Origin of the sequence: Rhodococcus koreensis, assembly GCF_017068375.1 — a bacterium.
Taxonomy (GTDB): domain Bacteria; phylum Actinomycetota; class Actinomycetes; order Mycobacteriales; family Mycobacteriaceae; genus Rhodococcus_F; species Rhodococcus_F koreensis.
On record NZ_CP070610.1, the window covers coordinates 21,585 to 34,577 of the forward strand.

General features: G+C 66.3%; 17 protein-coding genes and 1 pseudogene. 10 read left to right on the top strand and 8 right to left on the bottom strand.

The features are described 5' to 3' along the window. Positions 1-7 precede the first annotated feature (7 nt). The 3 genes and pseudogenes from JWS14_RS41100 to JWS14_RS41110 form a co-directional block, all read left to right on the top strand. Positions 8-1,225, top strand: a complete 1,218-nt coding sequence (locus JWS14_RS41100) for a tyrosine-type recombinase/integrase (RefSeq protein ID WP_206016325.1) — start codon at positions 8-10, stop codon at positions 1,223-1,225. Beyond that, positions 1,222-3,672, top strand: coding sequence for a tyrosine-type recombinase/integrase (locus JWS14_RS41105; RefSeq protein ID WP_206016326.1), 2,451 nt, complete (start codon positions 1,222-1,224; stop codon positions 3,670-3,672). Before JWS14_RS41100 ends, JWS14_RS41105 begins: the two co-directional genes overlap by 4 nt. A gap of 49 nt (positions 3,673-3,721) precedes the next feature. Continuing rightward, positions 3,722-4,123, top strand: a pseudogene (locus tag JWS14_RS41110) (phosphatidylserine/phosphatidylglycerophosphate/cardiolipin synthase family protein); the annotation flags it as partial. Positions 4,124-4,304: 181 nt separating this feature from the next. Here JWS14_RS41110 and JWS14_RS41115 read toward each other — a convergent pair. Together JWS14_RS41115 and JWS14_RS41120 are read right to left on the bottom strand one after the other, a co-directional pair. Further along, positions 4,305-4,784 (bottom strand): hypothetical protein, encoded by a 480-nt coding sequence (locus JWS14_RS41115; protein WP_206016327.1) that lies wholly within the window; start codon positions 4,782-4,784, stop codon positions 4,305-4,307. 776 nt (positions 4,785-5,560) lie between these two features. Further along, on the bottom strand, positions 5,561-6,127 hold the full coding sequence (locus JWS14_RS41120) for a TetR/AcrR family transcriptional regulator (protein ID WP_206016328.1): 567 nt from the start codon (positions 6,125-6,127) through the stop codon (positions 5,561-5,563). A gap of 251 nt (positions 6,128-6,378) precedes the next feature. On the opposite strand from JWS14_RS41120, the gene JWS14_RS41125 reads away from it, so the two are divergent. From JWS14_RS41125 to JWS14_RS41150, 7 genes are all read left to right on the top strand, one after another. After that, positions 6,379-7,284 (top strand): alpha/beta fold hydrolase, encoded by a 906-nt coding sequence (locus tag JWS14_RS41125; protein ID WP_241031726.1) that lies wholly within the window; start codon positions 6,379-6,381, stop codon positions 7,282-7,284. Further along, complete coding sequence (locus tag JWS14_RS41130; RefSeq protein WP_206016330.1) at positions 7,281-8,153, top strand: metal-dependent hydrolase; 873 nt, start codon at positions 7,281-7,283, stop codon at positions 8,151-8,153. Before JWS14_RS41125 ends, JWS14_RS41130 begins: the two co-directional genes overlap by 4 nt. Positions 8,154-8,181: 28 nt before the next feature. Then, entirely contained in the window at positions 8,182-8,754 is a 573-nt protein-coding gene (locus tag JWS14_RS50625; protein ID WP_241031727.1) for a ferredoxin reductase domain-containing protein, read from the top strand. Next, positions 8,667-9,263: a flavin reductase family protein gene (locus tag JWS14_RS50630; RefSeq protein ID WP_241031728.1), complete on the top strand. Its 597-nt coding sequence runs from the start codon at positions 8,667-8,669 to the stop codon at positions 9,261-9,263. Before JWS14_RS50625 ends, JWS14_RS50630 begins: the two co-directional genes overlap by 88 nt. Positions 9,264-9,332: 69 nt before the next feature. Then, on the top strand, positions 9,333-9,524 hold the full coding sequence (locus JWS14_RS41140) for a hypothetical protein (protein WP_141468190.1): 192 nt from the start codon (positions 9,333-9,335) through the stop codon (positions 9,522-9,524). 92 nt (positions 9,525-9,616) lie between these two features. Beyond that, a complete protein-coding gene (locus JWS14_RS41145; RefSeq protein ID WP_206016331.1) occupies positions 9,617-10,087 on the top strand; it encodes an SRPBCC family protein in 471 nt (156 codons plus the stop codon). A 55-nt stretch (positions 10,088-10,142) separates the two neighbouring features. Continuing rightward, positions 10,143-10,352, top strand: a complete 210-nt coding sequence (locus JWS14_RS41150) for a hypothetical protein (protein WP_206016985.1) — start codon at positions 10,143-10,145, stop codon at positions 10,350-10,352. A gap of 45 nt (positions 10,353-10,397) precedes the next feature. On the opposite strand, the gene JWS14_RS41155 is transcribed toward JWS14_RS41150, so the two are convergent. The 6 genes from JWS14_RS41155 to JWS14_RS41180 form a co-directional block, all read right to left on the bottom strand. Further along, positions 10,398-10,655, bottom strand: a complete 258-nt coding sequence (locus JWS14_RS41155) for a hypothetical protein (RefSeq protein WP_206016332.1) — start codon at positions 10,653-10,655, stop codon at positions 10,398-10,400. 34 nt (positions 10,656-10,689) lie between these two features. Beyond that, the gene (locus tag JWS14_RS41160; protein ID WP_241031729.1) at positions 10,690-11,130 is read right to left on the bottom strand and encodes a helix-turn-helix domain-containing protein; all 441 of its coding nucleotides are present in this window, start codon (positions 11,128-11,130) and stop codon (positions 10,690-10,692) included. Between the two features lie 400 nt (positions 11,131-11,530). Next, on the bottom strand, positions 11,531-11,860 hold the full coding sequence (locus JWS14_RS41165; protein ID WP_206016333.1) for a hypothetical protein: 330 nt from the start codon (positions 11,858-11,860) through the stop codon (positions 11,531-11,533). Next, the gene (locus tag JWS14_RS41170; protein WP_206016334.1) at positions 11,860-12,222 is read right to left on the bottom strand and encodes a histone-like nucleoid-structuring protein Lsr2; all 363 of its coding nucleotides are present in this window, start codon (positions 12,220-12,222) and stop codon (positions 11,860-11,862) included. Before JWS14_RS41170 ends, JWS14_RS41165 begins: the two co-directional genes overlap by 1 nt. 140 nt (positions 12,223-12,362) lie before the next feature. Beyond that, positions 12,363-12,734, bottom strand: a complete 372-nt coding sequence (locus tag JWS14_RS41175) for a hypothetical protein (RefSeq protein ID WP_206016335.1) — start codon at positions 12,732-12,734, stop codon at positions 12,363-12,365. A gap of 9 nt (positions 12,735-12,743) precedes the next feature. Continuing rightward, complete coding sequence (locus JWS14_RS41180) at positions 12,744-12,989, bottom strand: hypothetical protein (RefSeq protein ID WP_241031730.1); 246 nt, start codon at positions 12,987-12,989, stop codon at positions 12,744-12,746. Positions 12,990-12,993: the final 4 nt, after the last annotated feature.

Consider the following 12,993-nt stretch of genomic DNA (forward strand, 5'->3'; position numbering starts at 1 on the left):
CTGAACCGTGACAATCGATAAGGAAGTTCCACGCGATCTCGCCGAGCTGGTGGTTCCGCTGGAGGGTTCTCTACGCGAAACCGACGATCGGTGGCAGCCGTTGATGCTGACCGATCCCGCCGGCGCGTCGGTGGAGTCGGTTGCCGCATACTTCCGGGATCTGCAGGCGCGGGGCTGTTCCGACGCCACGATCCGTTCCTACGGGATGGATTTACTGCGCTGGTTCCGATTTCTCTGGGCGATCGACGTGTCGTGGAATTCCGCCACACATACTGAGGCGCGGGACTTCTGTCGCTGGCTACTGTTGGCAGGCAAACCGATTCGCCCGCACTGGCGCCACCCGAGTACCACAGCCACATCGAGCGGGAAGCCCTATTCGGCATCGGTCCGCGCACACAGCGAGACGGTGCTGCGATGCTTCTACGGGTTCCACCTGGAGGAGGGCAGCGGGCCGATCGTCAATCCCTTCCCCTCCGGCCGTTCCTCACATGGTCGACGCGCGAACGCCCATCACAACCCGATGGAACCGTATGCGCGCGAGCGCCGAGGCCTCTATCGCCCGACGCTTCCAGCGCGCGTGCCCCGCGCAGTGCCCGATGCCGAGTTCAACGAGATCTTTGCGCGACTGCCCTCGCACCGCGATCGCGCCTTGGTCGCGTTCTACGTCTCCACCGGTGCACGGGCCTCGGAGCTGTTGTCGGCGACCCAAGGTGGCGTTGACCCCGGGAGGCAGCTGATCACCGTGATACGCAAAGGAACTCGCGAAGCACAAGAATTGCCGGCGTCCACCGATGCCTTCGTGTGGTTGCGGCTGTACCAGCTCGAGATGGAGGGTGTGGTCCCGAAAGGCGCGCGGAAGCCGCTGTGGTGGACCTCGCGGACCCCGGTACGACCGCTGACCTACCACGCGGTGCACCGGATGTTCGAGCGGACCGGCAAACGCGCCGGCAGTTCCGTCACACTGCACGCGCTGCGCCATACCGCGGCCTATCGGATGGCGGAGGACCCGAACGTGCCGCTGACCGACGTGCAGTTCGTCCTCGGCCATGCGCAGCTGACCACCACGCAGATCTACCTCACGCCCCGCAAAGAGGACGTCATCCGTCGAATCCTGGCCCACCACGCCGAGCAGACCCGCCGGACGGTGCAGCACACACCGCCGCGGCTGGCCCCGGAATATCGACCCGAATCGTTGGACGTGCTCTTCGGAGGTTCGATCTCATGAAGTCCACAATCGTCGACCCGCCGCACGATGTCGCCGACCAGCCCACAGCACCCGCCGGGTATGACGGACGAGCACGGTGGCCGGCCCGTCCGGTCGAGAGCGGATGGGCCGAAACCCGGCGTGACCGCGACCAGACGTGGTCGCGGTTGATGAGTGCCCCATTCGCGTTGGATGACTACCACGAACAGAACGCCCGCACGCAGGGCCTGCGCTGGATGCTCGATTGGCTCGAAGCGCAACCGGGAGAAACATGGCAAGACAGGTGGCTCGCGAGCGGCGTCGACACGGCCGAAGCCCAGCACCAGTGGCGAACGGTGCCCGAGAAATGGGTGCTCACCTCCGGCGGGATCGCCTACCACAATCGGATCCTCTGCCGAGCAGTGGCGACGGCGATCAGCGCCGACCTCATTCGACCATCCCTGGCCTGGCTGAGTTCGAGCAGGATTCAGCGGAGCACCCTCATCGGTGGCCTCACCTGCGCTGGCCGTGGCGAGGGATTCGATCGGCTGAAGGCCTTCTTCGATGCGGATTCGCTGGTGTCGGCCACCGCGGCGAACCGCTGCCTGCACCGCACGGCGATGATCGTGGCCCATAAGGGTGGCACAGTCTGCGATATCACACCCGGTGACGTGCTGGAGTTCCTCGACGTCGAAGCGTCGACTCGTGGCGCCGGCCGCCTCGGTGCCACACGATTGTTCTACCGAGCTCTGCATACCCTCGGGAGCTTCGACAGCCAGGCACCCGCCACCCTGCCGCAACTGCGCAGCCCGGGACAGCGCACTCCCGCCGAACTCATCGACCGATACTCCCTCCAATGCCGCCCTATCCGAGATCTCTTGGTCGAGTATCTCTGCGATCGTCAACCCGCCGTGGACTACGCCAGCCTGCACTCGCTGGCGTGGATCCTCGGGGGGCTGTTCTGGTCCGACCTCGAACGGCACAACCCCGGCATCACGTCCTTGCGGATGCCCGCCGACGTCGCCGGCGCCTGGAAGCAGCGGCTCCGCACCGTGACGACACGAACCCGGACAAACGACGGCACCGTTGTCGAAACGACCACCCCCCGGTTGAACTACTTCGGTTGCCTGGCAGTAGTGCGCGCCTTCTACCTCGACCTCGCCCAATGGGCAGTGGAGGATCCCGCCCGGTGGGGGCCCTGGGTCGCCCCGTGCCCGATCGCCGGCAACGAAATCGATCGTCGAAAAGAAAAGCGTCGCCTGAAATCACGGATGGACACCCGAACCCGGGAGCGGCTCCCGGTGCTCCCGATCCTCGTGCGGTCGGTCACCCAGCGCCGCATCGACGCGGCAGAACTGCTCGAGCTCGCGCAACGAACCCCGCCGGGCAGCCCATTCTCCGCCGCAGGTCAAACCCTGATCCGATCACGAACCCACGAAAGGACCCCCGGCAAACTCTGGGCGCACGAACCCGACACCGGGATACGCCGCGACCTCGCCCGAGAAGAAAGCCGCGCATTCTGGGCCTTCGCCGCCGTCGAGGTCCTACGCGCCACCGGAGTCCGAATCGAAGAACTCAGCGAACTAACCCACCACAGCCTGATCCAATACCGACTCCCCACCACCGGAGAGATCGTCCCGCTGCTCCAGATCGCACCATCCAAGACCGACGCGGAACGGCTACTGCTGGTCAGCCCCGAACTGGCAGACGTGTTGTCGATGATCATCCGCAGGATCCGCAACTCCGACGGCACCGTGCCGCACGTCGCCGCGTTCGACCTCCACGAGCGCACGTGGTCATTGCCCGCACCGTTTCTGTTCCAACGGCGTCTCGGCAGTGAGAACCAGGCGATCGGACCCCGAGCTTTGCGCGAAATGCTCACCGCAGCCCTCACCGCCACCGGACTCACCGAACCATCCACCGGCCAGCCTTTACATTGCACCCCACACGATTTCCGCCGAATGTTCATCACCGATGCCATTCTCAACGGGCTGCCCCCACACATCGCTCAAATCATTGCCGGACACCGCGACATCAACGTCACCATGGGCTACAAGGCCATCTACCCAGAGGAAGCCATCCGCGTGCACCACGCCTTCCTGGCCCGCCGCCGCGCGCTTCGCCCGACCGAAGAATATCGGGTGCCCACCGACACCGAATGGGAAGAATTCCTAGGCCATTTCGAGCGCCGCAAAGTTTCCTCCGGAACCTGCGGGCGATCATTCGGCACGCCCTGCGTCCATGAGCACGCATGTATCAGATGTCCGATGCTCTGGCCGGACCCACACCAACGCGAACGACTCGTCGAGATCCGCGACAACCTTCACGCACGCATCACCGAAGCCGAACACGAAGGCTGGCTCGGTGAGGTCGAAGGACTCCGGATCAGCCTCCTCGGAGCCGAGGACAAACTCGCCCAAATCGATCGCCGCACCCACAACGGAGCCGTCGCCGACCTCGGCATCCCCACCACGCCGAAAATTGGATAGCCGCCATCAGAATGGGATCTCACAGCGAGAGCCCGCGGAGTTCAGTGAAGTCGACTACACGCCCGGTCCTACCGAGCAGCACACGTGGGCAGCGCAGGCCCGCCGCCGTCGCGGTCCTGCCGGGCCGGCAGCGAAGTACCATCTCGAATGGTTCCACCACAACAAATCCGAGAGCCGCCTCGAGCGCGGTGACGTCCTGATTTTCGTCACCGCCGACAACGAGTGGATTTACCCCCCAGCCGTCGTGGATTCCGAGGCGATCGCGATCCTCCACAGCCGCGGCGCCGTCGGTCACCTCCTGCGCAGCCGAGCGGACCTGCACCCGATCCCGGTACCGGACGCCGAGCAGCCCCTCGCCGACCTCGGGCACCCCAATCCCCGGCTCCGGGCCGACCACCGGATCGCCTTCCCCAGCCTGCGGACCGCTCTGCTCCAACTCTGGAACCTCTGAACCACCGCGGCCAATACGCAGCGCGACCGGCGGAAATGGCACGTCCCCACGAGTCACCGAACCGCCATCATCGCCGACAATGCACGCATTCATGGCAATGCTGGCAGGTCGCGTCCGCGGGTGGCGGTTCGCCCGTCCACCCCTGTGGCCCGCGCCGTGGCGTCGGCTCACCCGGGTGGGGTCATGCCAGGGCGAGAACTCGGGAACGTGCCTCCAGGTAGCGGCCGAGAAGGTCGAGCATCTCGGCGTCCGGGTGCGCGAGTTCGGGAAGGTCCTTCGCGCCGATGATCGTCTGATCGACCGCGGCGACCTGCCGGCGGCACTCGCCGAGCGCCTCCGGTGTGACGACGGCGGCGTCGAGGCGGTCGGTGAGGTACCGAATCGACTGATCCAGACCCAGACCCGGGTTGCGGGTGCCGTTGCCGGCCCTGCGGGTTTCGACCATCTGCCACCATCCGTCCAGCTCGGCCAGCACCGGAGGATCGGCGACCGCGATCCGCAGCGCACGGTCGAGCGACTGCGGATCGGTGAGATCAACCTCACCCACACCTGCTGCGCGGGTGAGGATCTGGCCGAGCTGGTGGTTGTCGAGACCGTCGCCGCGGCTCCACCAGTACGACACCATCACATGTACTTTGCTCGCCGCGGCCAGCTCCCCCATCAGACCCTGTTCCCTTCAACGCAAGACGAAAAATGTTCGAGTTCATCCTCACAGCCCGGCAACCCCTTCGGAACTCCGGGGCGGGGATGCGGGGCGGTGGGTCAGGCTGTGCCGCGGGAGGTGTGGGCCGCCGCGCACATCGGGCACCACGTACGCTCGCCGACCATCCACCCGTTCGTCTCGGCGAACGCCACCGCCTCAGGCCGGCCGGCGACCGCAGCGGCAAAGGTGCGCTCACACACATCGCACCGCACCGTCCAACCACGCCTGCCTGTGGATCGCACCAACGTACGAACAGTCATGTCACCCCCGCGACTTCGCCACCGTGCCCCAGCATGGCACAACCCGTCCGACAATGGTGGCCCACACAGACCAGGGCCCCGGCCGCCACATCCGAAGCATCACCCAGAAGACGAACAGGTCGCATCTGCCGTGCGTCATGATCGCCGGCCACAACGACCGGGCTACAGGGACAGGCCCATGTAGACGACACCACCGACCAGTGCCGTAAGGACATTCGCGGTGCCGTATTCGACGTGGCCCCAGGAGAACCACGCCGTGGAGCGACGGCGATGGCCGCAACGAGGAAGTGGGCGCCGGGCCGCCAGCGCGCATCCCAGCGGGAGTCGGCTGTCGTTCCGTAAGCGGATCGCCTTACGGTTATCTCTGAGTTCGACTCGCTGCCGCACGTGCCTACGGCCGCACTGGCGACCGAAAATCGAAGCTCGGCCGTGCCCACGCTCCGAAGCCGAACCCACCCGGGAGAACGATTGAAATCAGGAGAGGTGGAGCCGGATCAGTTCGGCGAGATGTGTTCCGGTTCGATCGAGTGGTTGCACGGAGCGTGACGAGAGGGCCACGATGACGGCACCTTCGACCGCGCATACTGCGGTGGTGGCCAGCGACCGGGCGACCGGCCCGTCCACGCCGACACGCTCGAGTTGATCGGAAAGCAGGCTCTCCCAGTCGCCGAAAACTTCGGCTGCCACGGCGGGTGCCGCCGGTACCTCGGGGCCACAGAGGGCCGCCGCGACGATCGGGCATCCGGCGGTGAAATCGCTGGCCTGCAGCGCGTCCTTCCACATCTGAATGAAAGCAACCAGGCCATCGGCGGGGTTGCCGGACATAGTGAATTCGGCGATCCGCGAACTCATCAACCGGCCGGCCACCCGGGTCGATTCCTCGATGAGCTGCTCTTTCCCGCGGGGAAAGTTCTGGTAGATCGAACGCCGCGCGGTGCCGCTACGCGCCAGCAGTTCGGTGATCCCGGTGCCGGCGACTCCGCGCTCGCGCACCAGTGCGATCGTGCCGGCGATGAGCCGTTCACGCGGACCTGGAGTCATGGTTCCCATCCCTGAGTTGAGCGAACAATCCTTGCGGTAGCACGATCAGTCTACTATCGTCATTAAAAGTGTTACTGACGTTTACACCTAGTTGGCTCCAAGCGCCATTTCGGGGACGTCCGCCGCCACTTCCACGAAGGACCTCACATGACACCACCGACCCTCCGGCCTCCGGTCGCACCGCACATTCTGCGAAACCCGGATACCGGGCCGAAAGTCCCGCGCGGCCGGGCGACGGCTGGGGTTGCGTGATGACGACATACGTCGACGCCTCGGACGGGGTTCGGCTGGCGGTGCACGAGCGGGGCAACCCCGGCGCGCCGAGGGTGCTGTGTGTGCACGGATTTCCCGATGATCACCGGGTCTGGGACGGGGTGGCCAGCGAGCTCGCGTCGTCGTTGCATGTGGTGACATTCGACGTGCGCGGTTCGGGTGGGTCCGGGCAACCCCGACGGATCAGGGACTACCGCCTCGACCAGCTCGCCGACGACATCGGCCGGATCATCGACACGGTTTCGCCGGGACGGCCGGTGCACCTCCTCGGCCATGACTGGGGCTCGGTGCAGACCTGGCATGCCGCCACCGATCCGGCGCAGCGGCACCGCATCGCGTCGCTGACGTCGATTTCCGGGCCGTGCCTCGATCACGTGCCCTACTGGATCCGATCCCGGCTCACGGCCGGTCCCCGCGGGTGGAAAGACCTGGTCGGGCAGTGGAAGTCGCCGCTGTACATGGGATTTTTCCAGATCCCCTGGATCGCGCCGCTGGCGTGCCGGCTGGGTCTGATCGACGCCGCGATCGCGTTGGCCGGCCACTTCGAAACCGGAACCCGACCCGCATCCGCCCCGTCGCACCAGACCCGCAACAATCGCGGGGCGCTGAGAATCTACACCGCGAACCTGCTCCCGCGCCTGCTGCGCCCACAGCAGCGGCACACCGAGATGCCCGTTCAGGTGCTGGCTCCGCGCCGGGACATCTTCATCACCCCCGCCAGCCAAATCGACATCGGTCGCTGGGCAGCCAATTCGCAGGTTCATTCCGTCGACGGTGGGCACTGGGTCCCGGCATTCAACCCGACGGCGATCGCCGATCGCGTTCGCTCCTTCATCGACGAGCACGAACCGTTGCACACCAACCCGATCGGAGAAACACGATGAGCACACACCCCAATACCGACAAGGTCGCCCTCACCGCCCGCAACGTGTCCTGGGACTGGACCGGGTTGCCGATGCACTACTTCGACTCCAACCCCTTCGCCACCCACTACGCGAACGGGATGAACATGCTCCTGCCCGAGGGGGAGGTGTTCTTCGTCGACGTCTTCCGGCAGGCACTGCCGCTGATCAAGGACGACGCCGTCCGCGAGGACGTGATCGGGTTCATCGGCCAGGAAGCCACCCACTCCTCCTCGCACCAATCGCTGCTCGAACATCTGAATTCCGAAGGGCTCGAAACAGATCCGTACGTCGAGCAGATCCGGTGGTTTTTTCGCCGTCTGCTCGGCGACCGTGACCTGACCGGCCGCACGGCCCAGTCCTGGCTCCTCGAACGGGTCGCCATCGTGGCCGCCCTCGAACACTTCACCTCCTACCTCGGCGATTGGGGACTCAACGCCCGAGCCTGGGATGACGCCCTGAACCCGAGAGTGCTCGACCTGTTCCGGTGGCACCTGGCCGAGGAGGTCGAACACCGTCATGTCGCGTTCGACCTGTTCACCCACCTCGACGGCCGCTACCCGCGCCGGGTGCGCGCGTGGCTGATTGCCGCGCCCACCCTCGCGATCCTGTGGATTCGGGGCATCCGCTACCTGATGTCCGTCGATCCCGAACTCGCCGAGAGGGATCGGCGGATCCGGTTTCGTGACGTGCGGCGGGCCTGGCGCAAGGGCCTGATGCCGAGCCCGGGGAGCCTGGCCACGATGTTCGTCGAGTACTTCCGTCCCGGCTACCACCCCTCCCGGTACGGCTCGACCAGCCAAGCGGTCGCCTACCTCGCCTCCTCACCGGCCGCGCGCGCCGCAGCCTGAGCACCATCGCCCGATTCGGAGTCCACTCATGACCGAACACTTCCTCGCACCGGTCCCGCCGTCGCTGCGCCGGCCGGACAAACCCGACCGACTGATGTCGGGTTTCCGCCTCGCCGTTCGCGGCTACGCCGCCGTGGCCAGCCGGGCACGCATTACCGATCCCGCCCGCGTCGACCGGGTGCTGCGCCTTGTCGTGGCTGACCGCCGCGTCGAGGCCGACGGGGTGATCAGCTTGTATCTGGCATCCGCGGACCGCTCCGTCCTGCCGCCCTGGCACCCGGGCGCGCACCTCGACCTGACGCTGCCCTCGGGAAGGGTCCGGCAGTATTCACTGTGCGGCGATCCCGCCGACCGACGACGCTACCGGATCGCGGTCCGGCGCATACCCGATGGCGGCGGTGCTTCGACCGAAATCCACGACCACCTCCCCTCCGGGCACTGGTCACCGCGCGTGGTCCTCGCAACGCCTTTCCCTTCGCCTACCCGCACCTGGCGCGGGCTGACATCTCCCGGGTGGTGTTCATCGCCGCGGGCATCGGCATCACCCCCATGTTGCCCATGGTCCGGGCCGCCGCTGCAGCGGGTGTCGACTGGCACCTGACCTACCTCGGCCGGGACACCGCGACCATGGCATTCCTCGACGAGATCGGCGCGCTCGACCCCGACCGGGTCCAGATCCTCACCGGCGCCCGCCCCACACCCGCCGAACTGCTGGCCCACGCCGGTCCCCGCACCTCCATCTATTTCTGCGGACCGCCCGGACTCCTCCCCGACATCCGAACCCGGTGCGACCGGATCGGAGCGGCCGGACTGCATTTCGAGAGGTTCAGCCCCGAACCGATCGTCGGTGGACAGCCGTTCGAGATTCGCCTCGCTGACACCGCGAAGACCCTCGAGGTCCCGGCGGACAGATCGGCCCTCGCCGCCGTGCGGGAGACGTTGCCCAACGTGCCGTACTCGTGTCAGCAAGGATTCTGCGGCACCTGCCGCGTACGGGTCCTCTCCGGCGACGTCGACCACCGCGGACGATCAGCCTTCCTCGACGAACCAGACACCATGCTCCTGTGCACCGACCGCGCCAACTCCACCCAACTCACCATCGACCTGTAACCACCCGACATTGCGGGGCTTTACCTTGCCGGTGCCAGCCAGGGCTGGGGCCCGGGCGTCGAAGGAGTCATGCTCTCCGGCGTCGGCGCTGCCGGCGCCGTCCTGCAACGCGACCTGTTCGCAGAGATTCGCAACGGCACCGTGTTCGGCAACGCCGACCAGCTGCCCGAGCACGACAAGAACTGGGATCCGCTGGCCGTCGCCACCGATACCACCCTCCGCGGCCAGAAGGCCCGCACCACGACCACCACACGTACATGACCGAACCCGGTCCAGCCCCGGCGCAAGCGCGTCCCCACCCGCCTCGGACCGGTGACCCGATCACACTCCTGCGACCAGAAGGAATCCAGCTGATGAAGCCCCGCACCGTCACCGTCGAACGGACCATCCCTGCACCCCCGCAGGTGGTGTTCGACTGGCTGAGCACGGTCACCAACTACACCGCCTCGCCTCTGGTGCTGGCCGCGAAACTCCTCACCCCCGGTCACGACGCCCCCTACGGTAAGGGCGCCCGTCGCGCTGTCACCAGCGCCCTGGCCTGGTTCGAGGAAGAGATCACCGGCTACGACCCGCCGTACAGCTTCGACTACCGCATCCGCCGCAGCGTGCCGCGCATCCGGCACGACCACGGCCGCGTCGAATTCCACCCCCACCGGGACGGCACCACAGTCGTGTGGACCAGCACCTTCGCCGTCACCACACCGGTCATCGGCGCCACGCTCACCACCGTCGCCGCCCCGCTCATCGCCCGCACCTTCGCCGGGCTGCTCGCCGCCGCCAACCAGGCACTCACCACCGAACTACCCGGGGCGCACCGTCAGTGACCCCCACGAAACGCACGTGATCCGACCGAACCCGGCCCACGAGAGGACAATACAGATGACTACGACAGCCGAACTCGAACTGGAAACGCTCGCCGTCAAACAACACGGGCGCGTGACGCAAGAGCCTGTGGTCGAGGGCGATCCGGTGCCGTTCACGTCGCAGGCATCAAACCGGTTCGGAGATGGCGCGCGATTGGTCGGAAGTCGGGAGCTCCGGTGGTGGCTCAAGAGTGCAGTGAGCGAAGTGACGAACAAAATGAAGTGAGACACTCGCACTCACCTTGGATGTGTCCCATGCCCGTATACGGGCCTACTTCGAGGACAGCCACAGCCGGAACGCTTCGGCCGTCGCTGCCTGCATAGTCGTTCCACGGGTGGCTACTTCGATTTTCACCTGCCGCAGCAGTTCGGGGTCCACCCGCGCGGAGAACTGCAGGTGTTTCGCAGCGCCCGCGGCCGGCGTAGCGGACTCGGCCGGAATCTGCGGTATGCGCGAATCTGAATCACCATCGGGGACCGCATGCGACACCGTGCTGTCGAACGCTCCCTCGGGTTGGTCCTTGGACATCGTCATCTCCCGTTCGGCGACAGGCGGCGGTGTTTCAGCCGGATGCGGGGCCGGGCTGATCCGACTTGGGGCGGTGGGGGTGCTGGAGTTCGGTGTTGATGCGTCGGGCCTCGGCGAGTTGGTCTTCGAGGATGATGATGCGGCACGCGGAATCGAGTGCGGTGCCCTGGTCGATCAGTTCGCGAGCTCGGGCGGCGAGACGGAGCTGGTATCGGGAGTAGCGGCGGTGGCCGCCCTCGGAGCGTCCGGGTGTGAGCAGCTTCGCGGCGTCGAGGCTGCGCAGGAATGCCTGTGTCACGCCGAGGATCTCGGCGGCATGGCCCATGCTGTAGGCCGGGTAGTCCTCGTCGTCGAGCTTCCCGGCCGGGTTGTGATCGGGCCAGTCTTGCTGAATGGGGTGACACCTTTCAGACGGACAGGGCCCCCGGCACCGTGAGGCACCGGGGGCCGGAGCGGGTTTCACTTCCTTATTCACTGCACTTTTGCCGGCTGCCAGGCTCCTCTTGCCTGCCCGGCCGCCGGTCGGAAATGCCGGGGCCTTACACACTCACATCAACCCTTGCCCGGCACATCCTGGTCTTGCGGCACTTCTCTGCGGGCAGTTCATCCTCTCCCGCACTTCGTGAACTCTTTCCTTGCGACGAAAGGAACTCTACAACAGCGACACCTCAATGTCTACACTCGCCACTGCAGAAATTCTGGAGTCGGTTGACCAGGGATTTCATACGCGGCAGGGGCGAGTGGGTTCCGTCGACGTCACCGGGCGGTCGCTCGACGGATCGGCTCGCCAGGAGGATGCAGATCGGTACAACATCTCCTTAGCCCTGCCCACGATGGGGACGTGTCATCTCCCCAGGTGACTGAGCCAATCCGGCTTACCAGTCCGATGCGCTGGACGTGATCTCGCGGGCGCGGTGGGGCCAGTCCGGGTCGCTGACCAGAGCGGTGATGGCAGTGGCCATCTGCTCGGTGTTGCCGTCGATGCCGAGCCGGCGGAGCGTGCGGGCGATACGCGCGGGGTGGGCCGGCCACCGACCACCGGTGGTTTCGACCAGGGCAGCGAGGACGGCGGCGGCCTCGGTGTCGCTGAGTTCCACCGGCTCACCGGTCATGCCACGTAACCCCCGGCTGCCGGTGGTCAGCCAATGCTCGCTCGCCGCTCGGCGCACCGAGGCCCGGTACCAGGGATTACGCAGCGATCGCATCAACGCTCCTTCGCGTTCAGTGGGTCCTGGTACGCCTGCTCGACCTCGGCGGGAATGCGCCCGCGCGACGAGATTTCATAGCCCTGTTCGGCCGCCCAGGCGCGGATCTCCTTGCCGTTCCCGCGCCGCCGCACCGGGGCGTCCGAGACCACGGAACGATCGGAACGTCGTTTGCGGCCGCCGACCGGGGTGGCGTGCTCGATGAAGAATCCGATCTGCTTGTGAAACTTGCTGGCGTGCTTGCCTTTCAGATCAATTTCGTAGTCCACCCCGTTGACGGAAAAGGTGATGCTCTCCCCGTCCTCACCGAAGACGGTTCCGTCGATGTCGTCGACGAGTTCGACAACTACCTTGCGCGCCACAGTTCCCCGATCTCTCACGTCTCGATACAGCAGGCAGAACCCTACTGGCGGCCGCAGCCGATCAGGGGCACCGACCCCGGGCACGTGCCCATCTCCGCAGGTCACCTGCCGGTTGTACGGCGCAGGAACAGCCGGGGGTCCTATCGGGTGTGCACCCGGGTGTCCCCCAGGGGGCCGAGCACGAAGTAGATGGGCGGCGGACACAGTGCGATGGATGGCAAGAAGGTGGGCACCTCCGGCCCCCACACGGTGATGGTGTTGGCGGGATAAACAATATTGGTAAACGGGACGCACACCAGTTCCAATTGGTGGGTATTCACCGATCCGGGTGCACAGCTCGACATGGCACCGACCGCGAAGAACTGCATGTCGCACCCACTCGGAGCTGGGGCGGCGTGTGCGGGCGCCGCGGTCAGGGACAGGGCGGCGGCCGCGGTGGACGCGACGAGGGCGAGGCGCAGAAACGAAAGACATGGGTCCTCCGGTGGTGCGGGGCCCGACCCACCGCCCATTCTCGCAGGTCAGGTGCCGCTGCCGCGGTCCATCCGACGAATCCGTTCAGGGCGGGCATGTTTGGCGAGTAGGTGTTTCCGGTTGTTCGGGGCGCGGAACATCTCGTCGAGCATCCGGTTCTCGATGTTGTGATGGAAGCGGAGGATGCGTGTGGCCGCCAGATGCACCAGCTCCTGGCGGTTCGAGCCGAGCCGGTCGGCGAGGGCGTCGAGGTGCGCGAGGAGTTGGGACTGCCCCCACCCTGGTTGACACACGGGG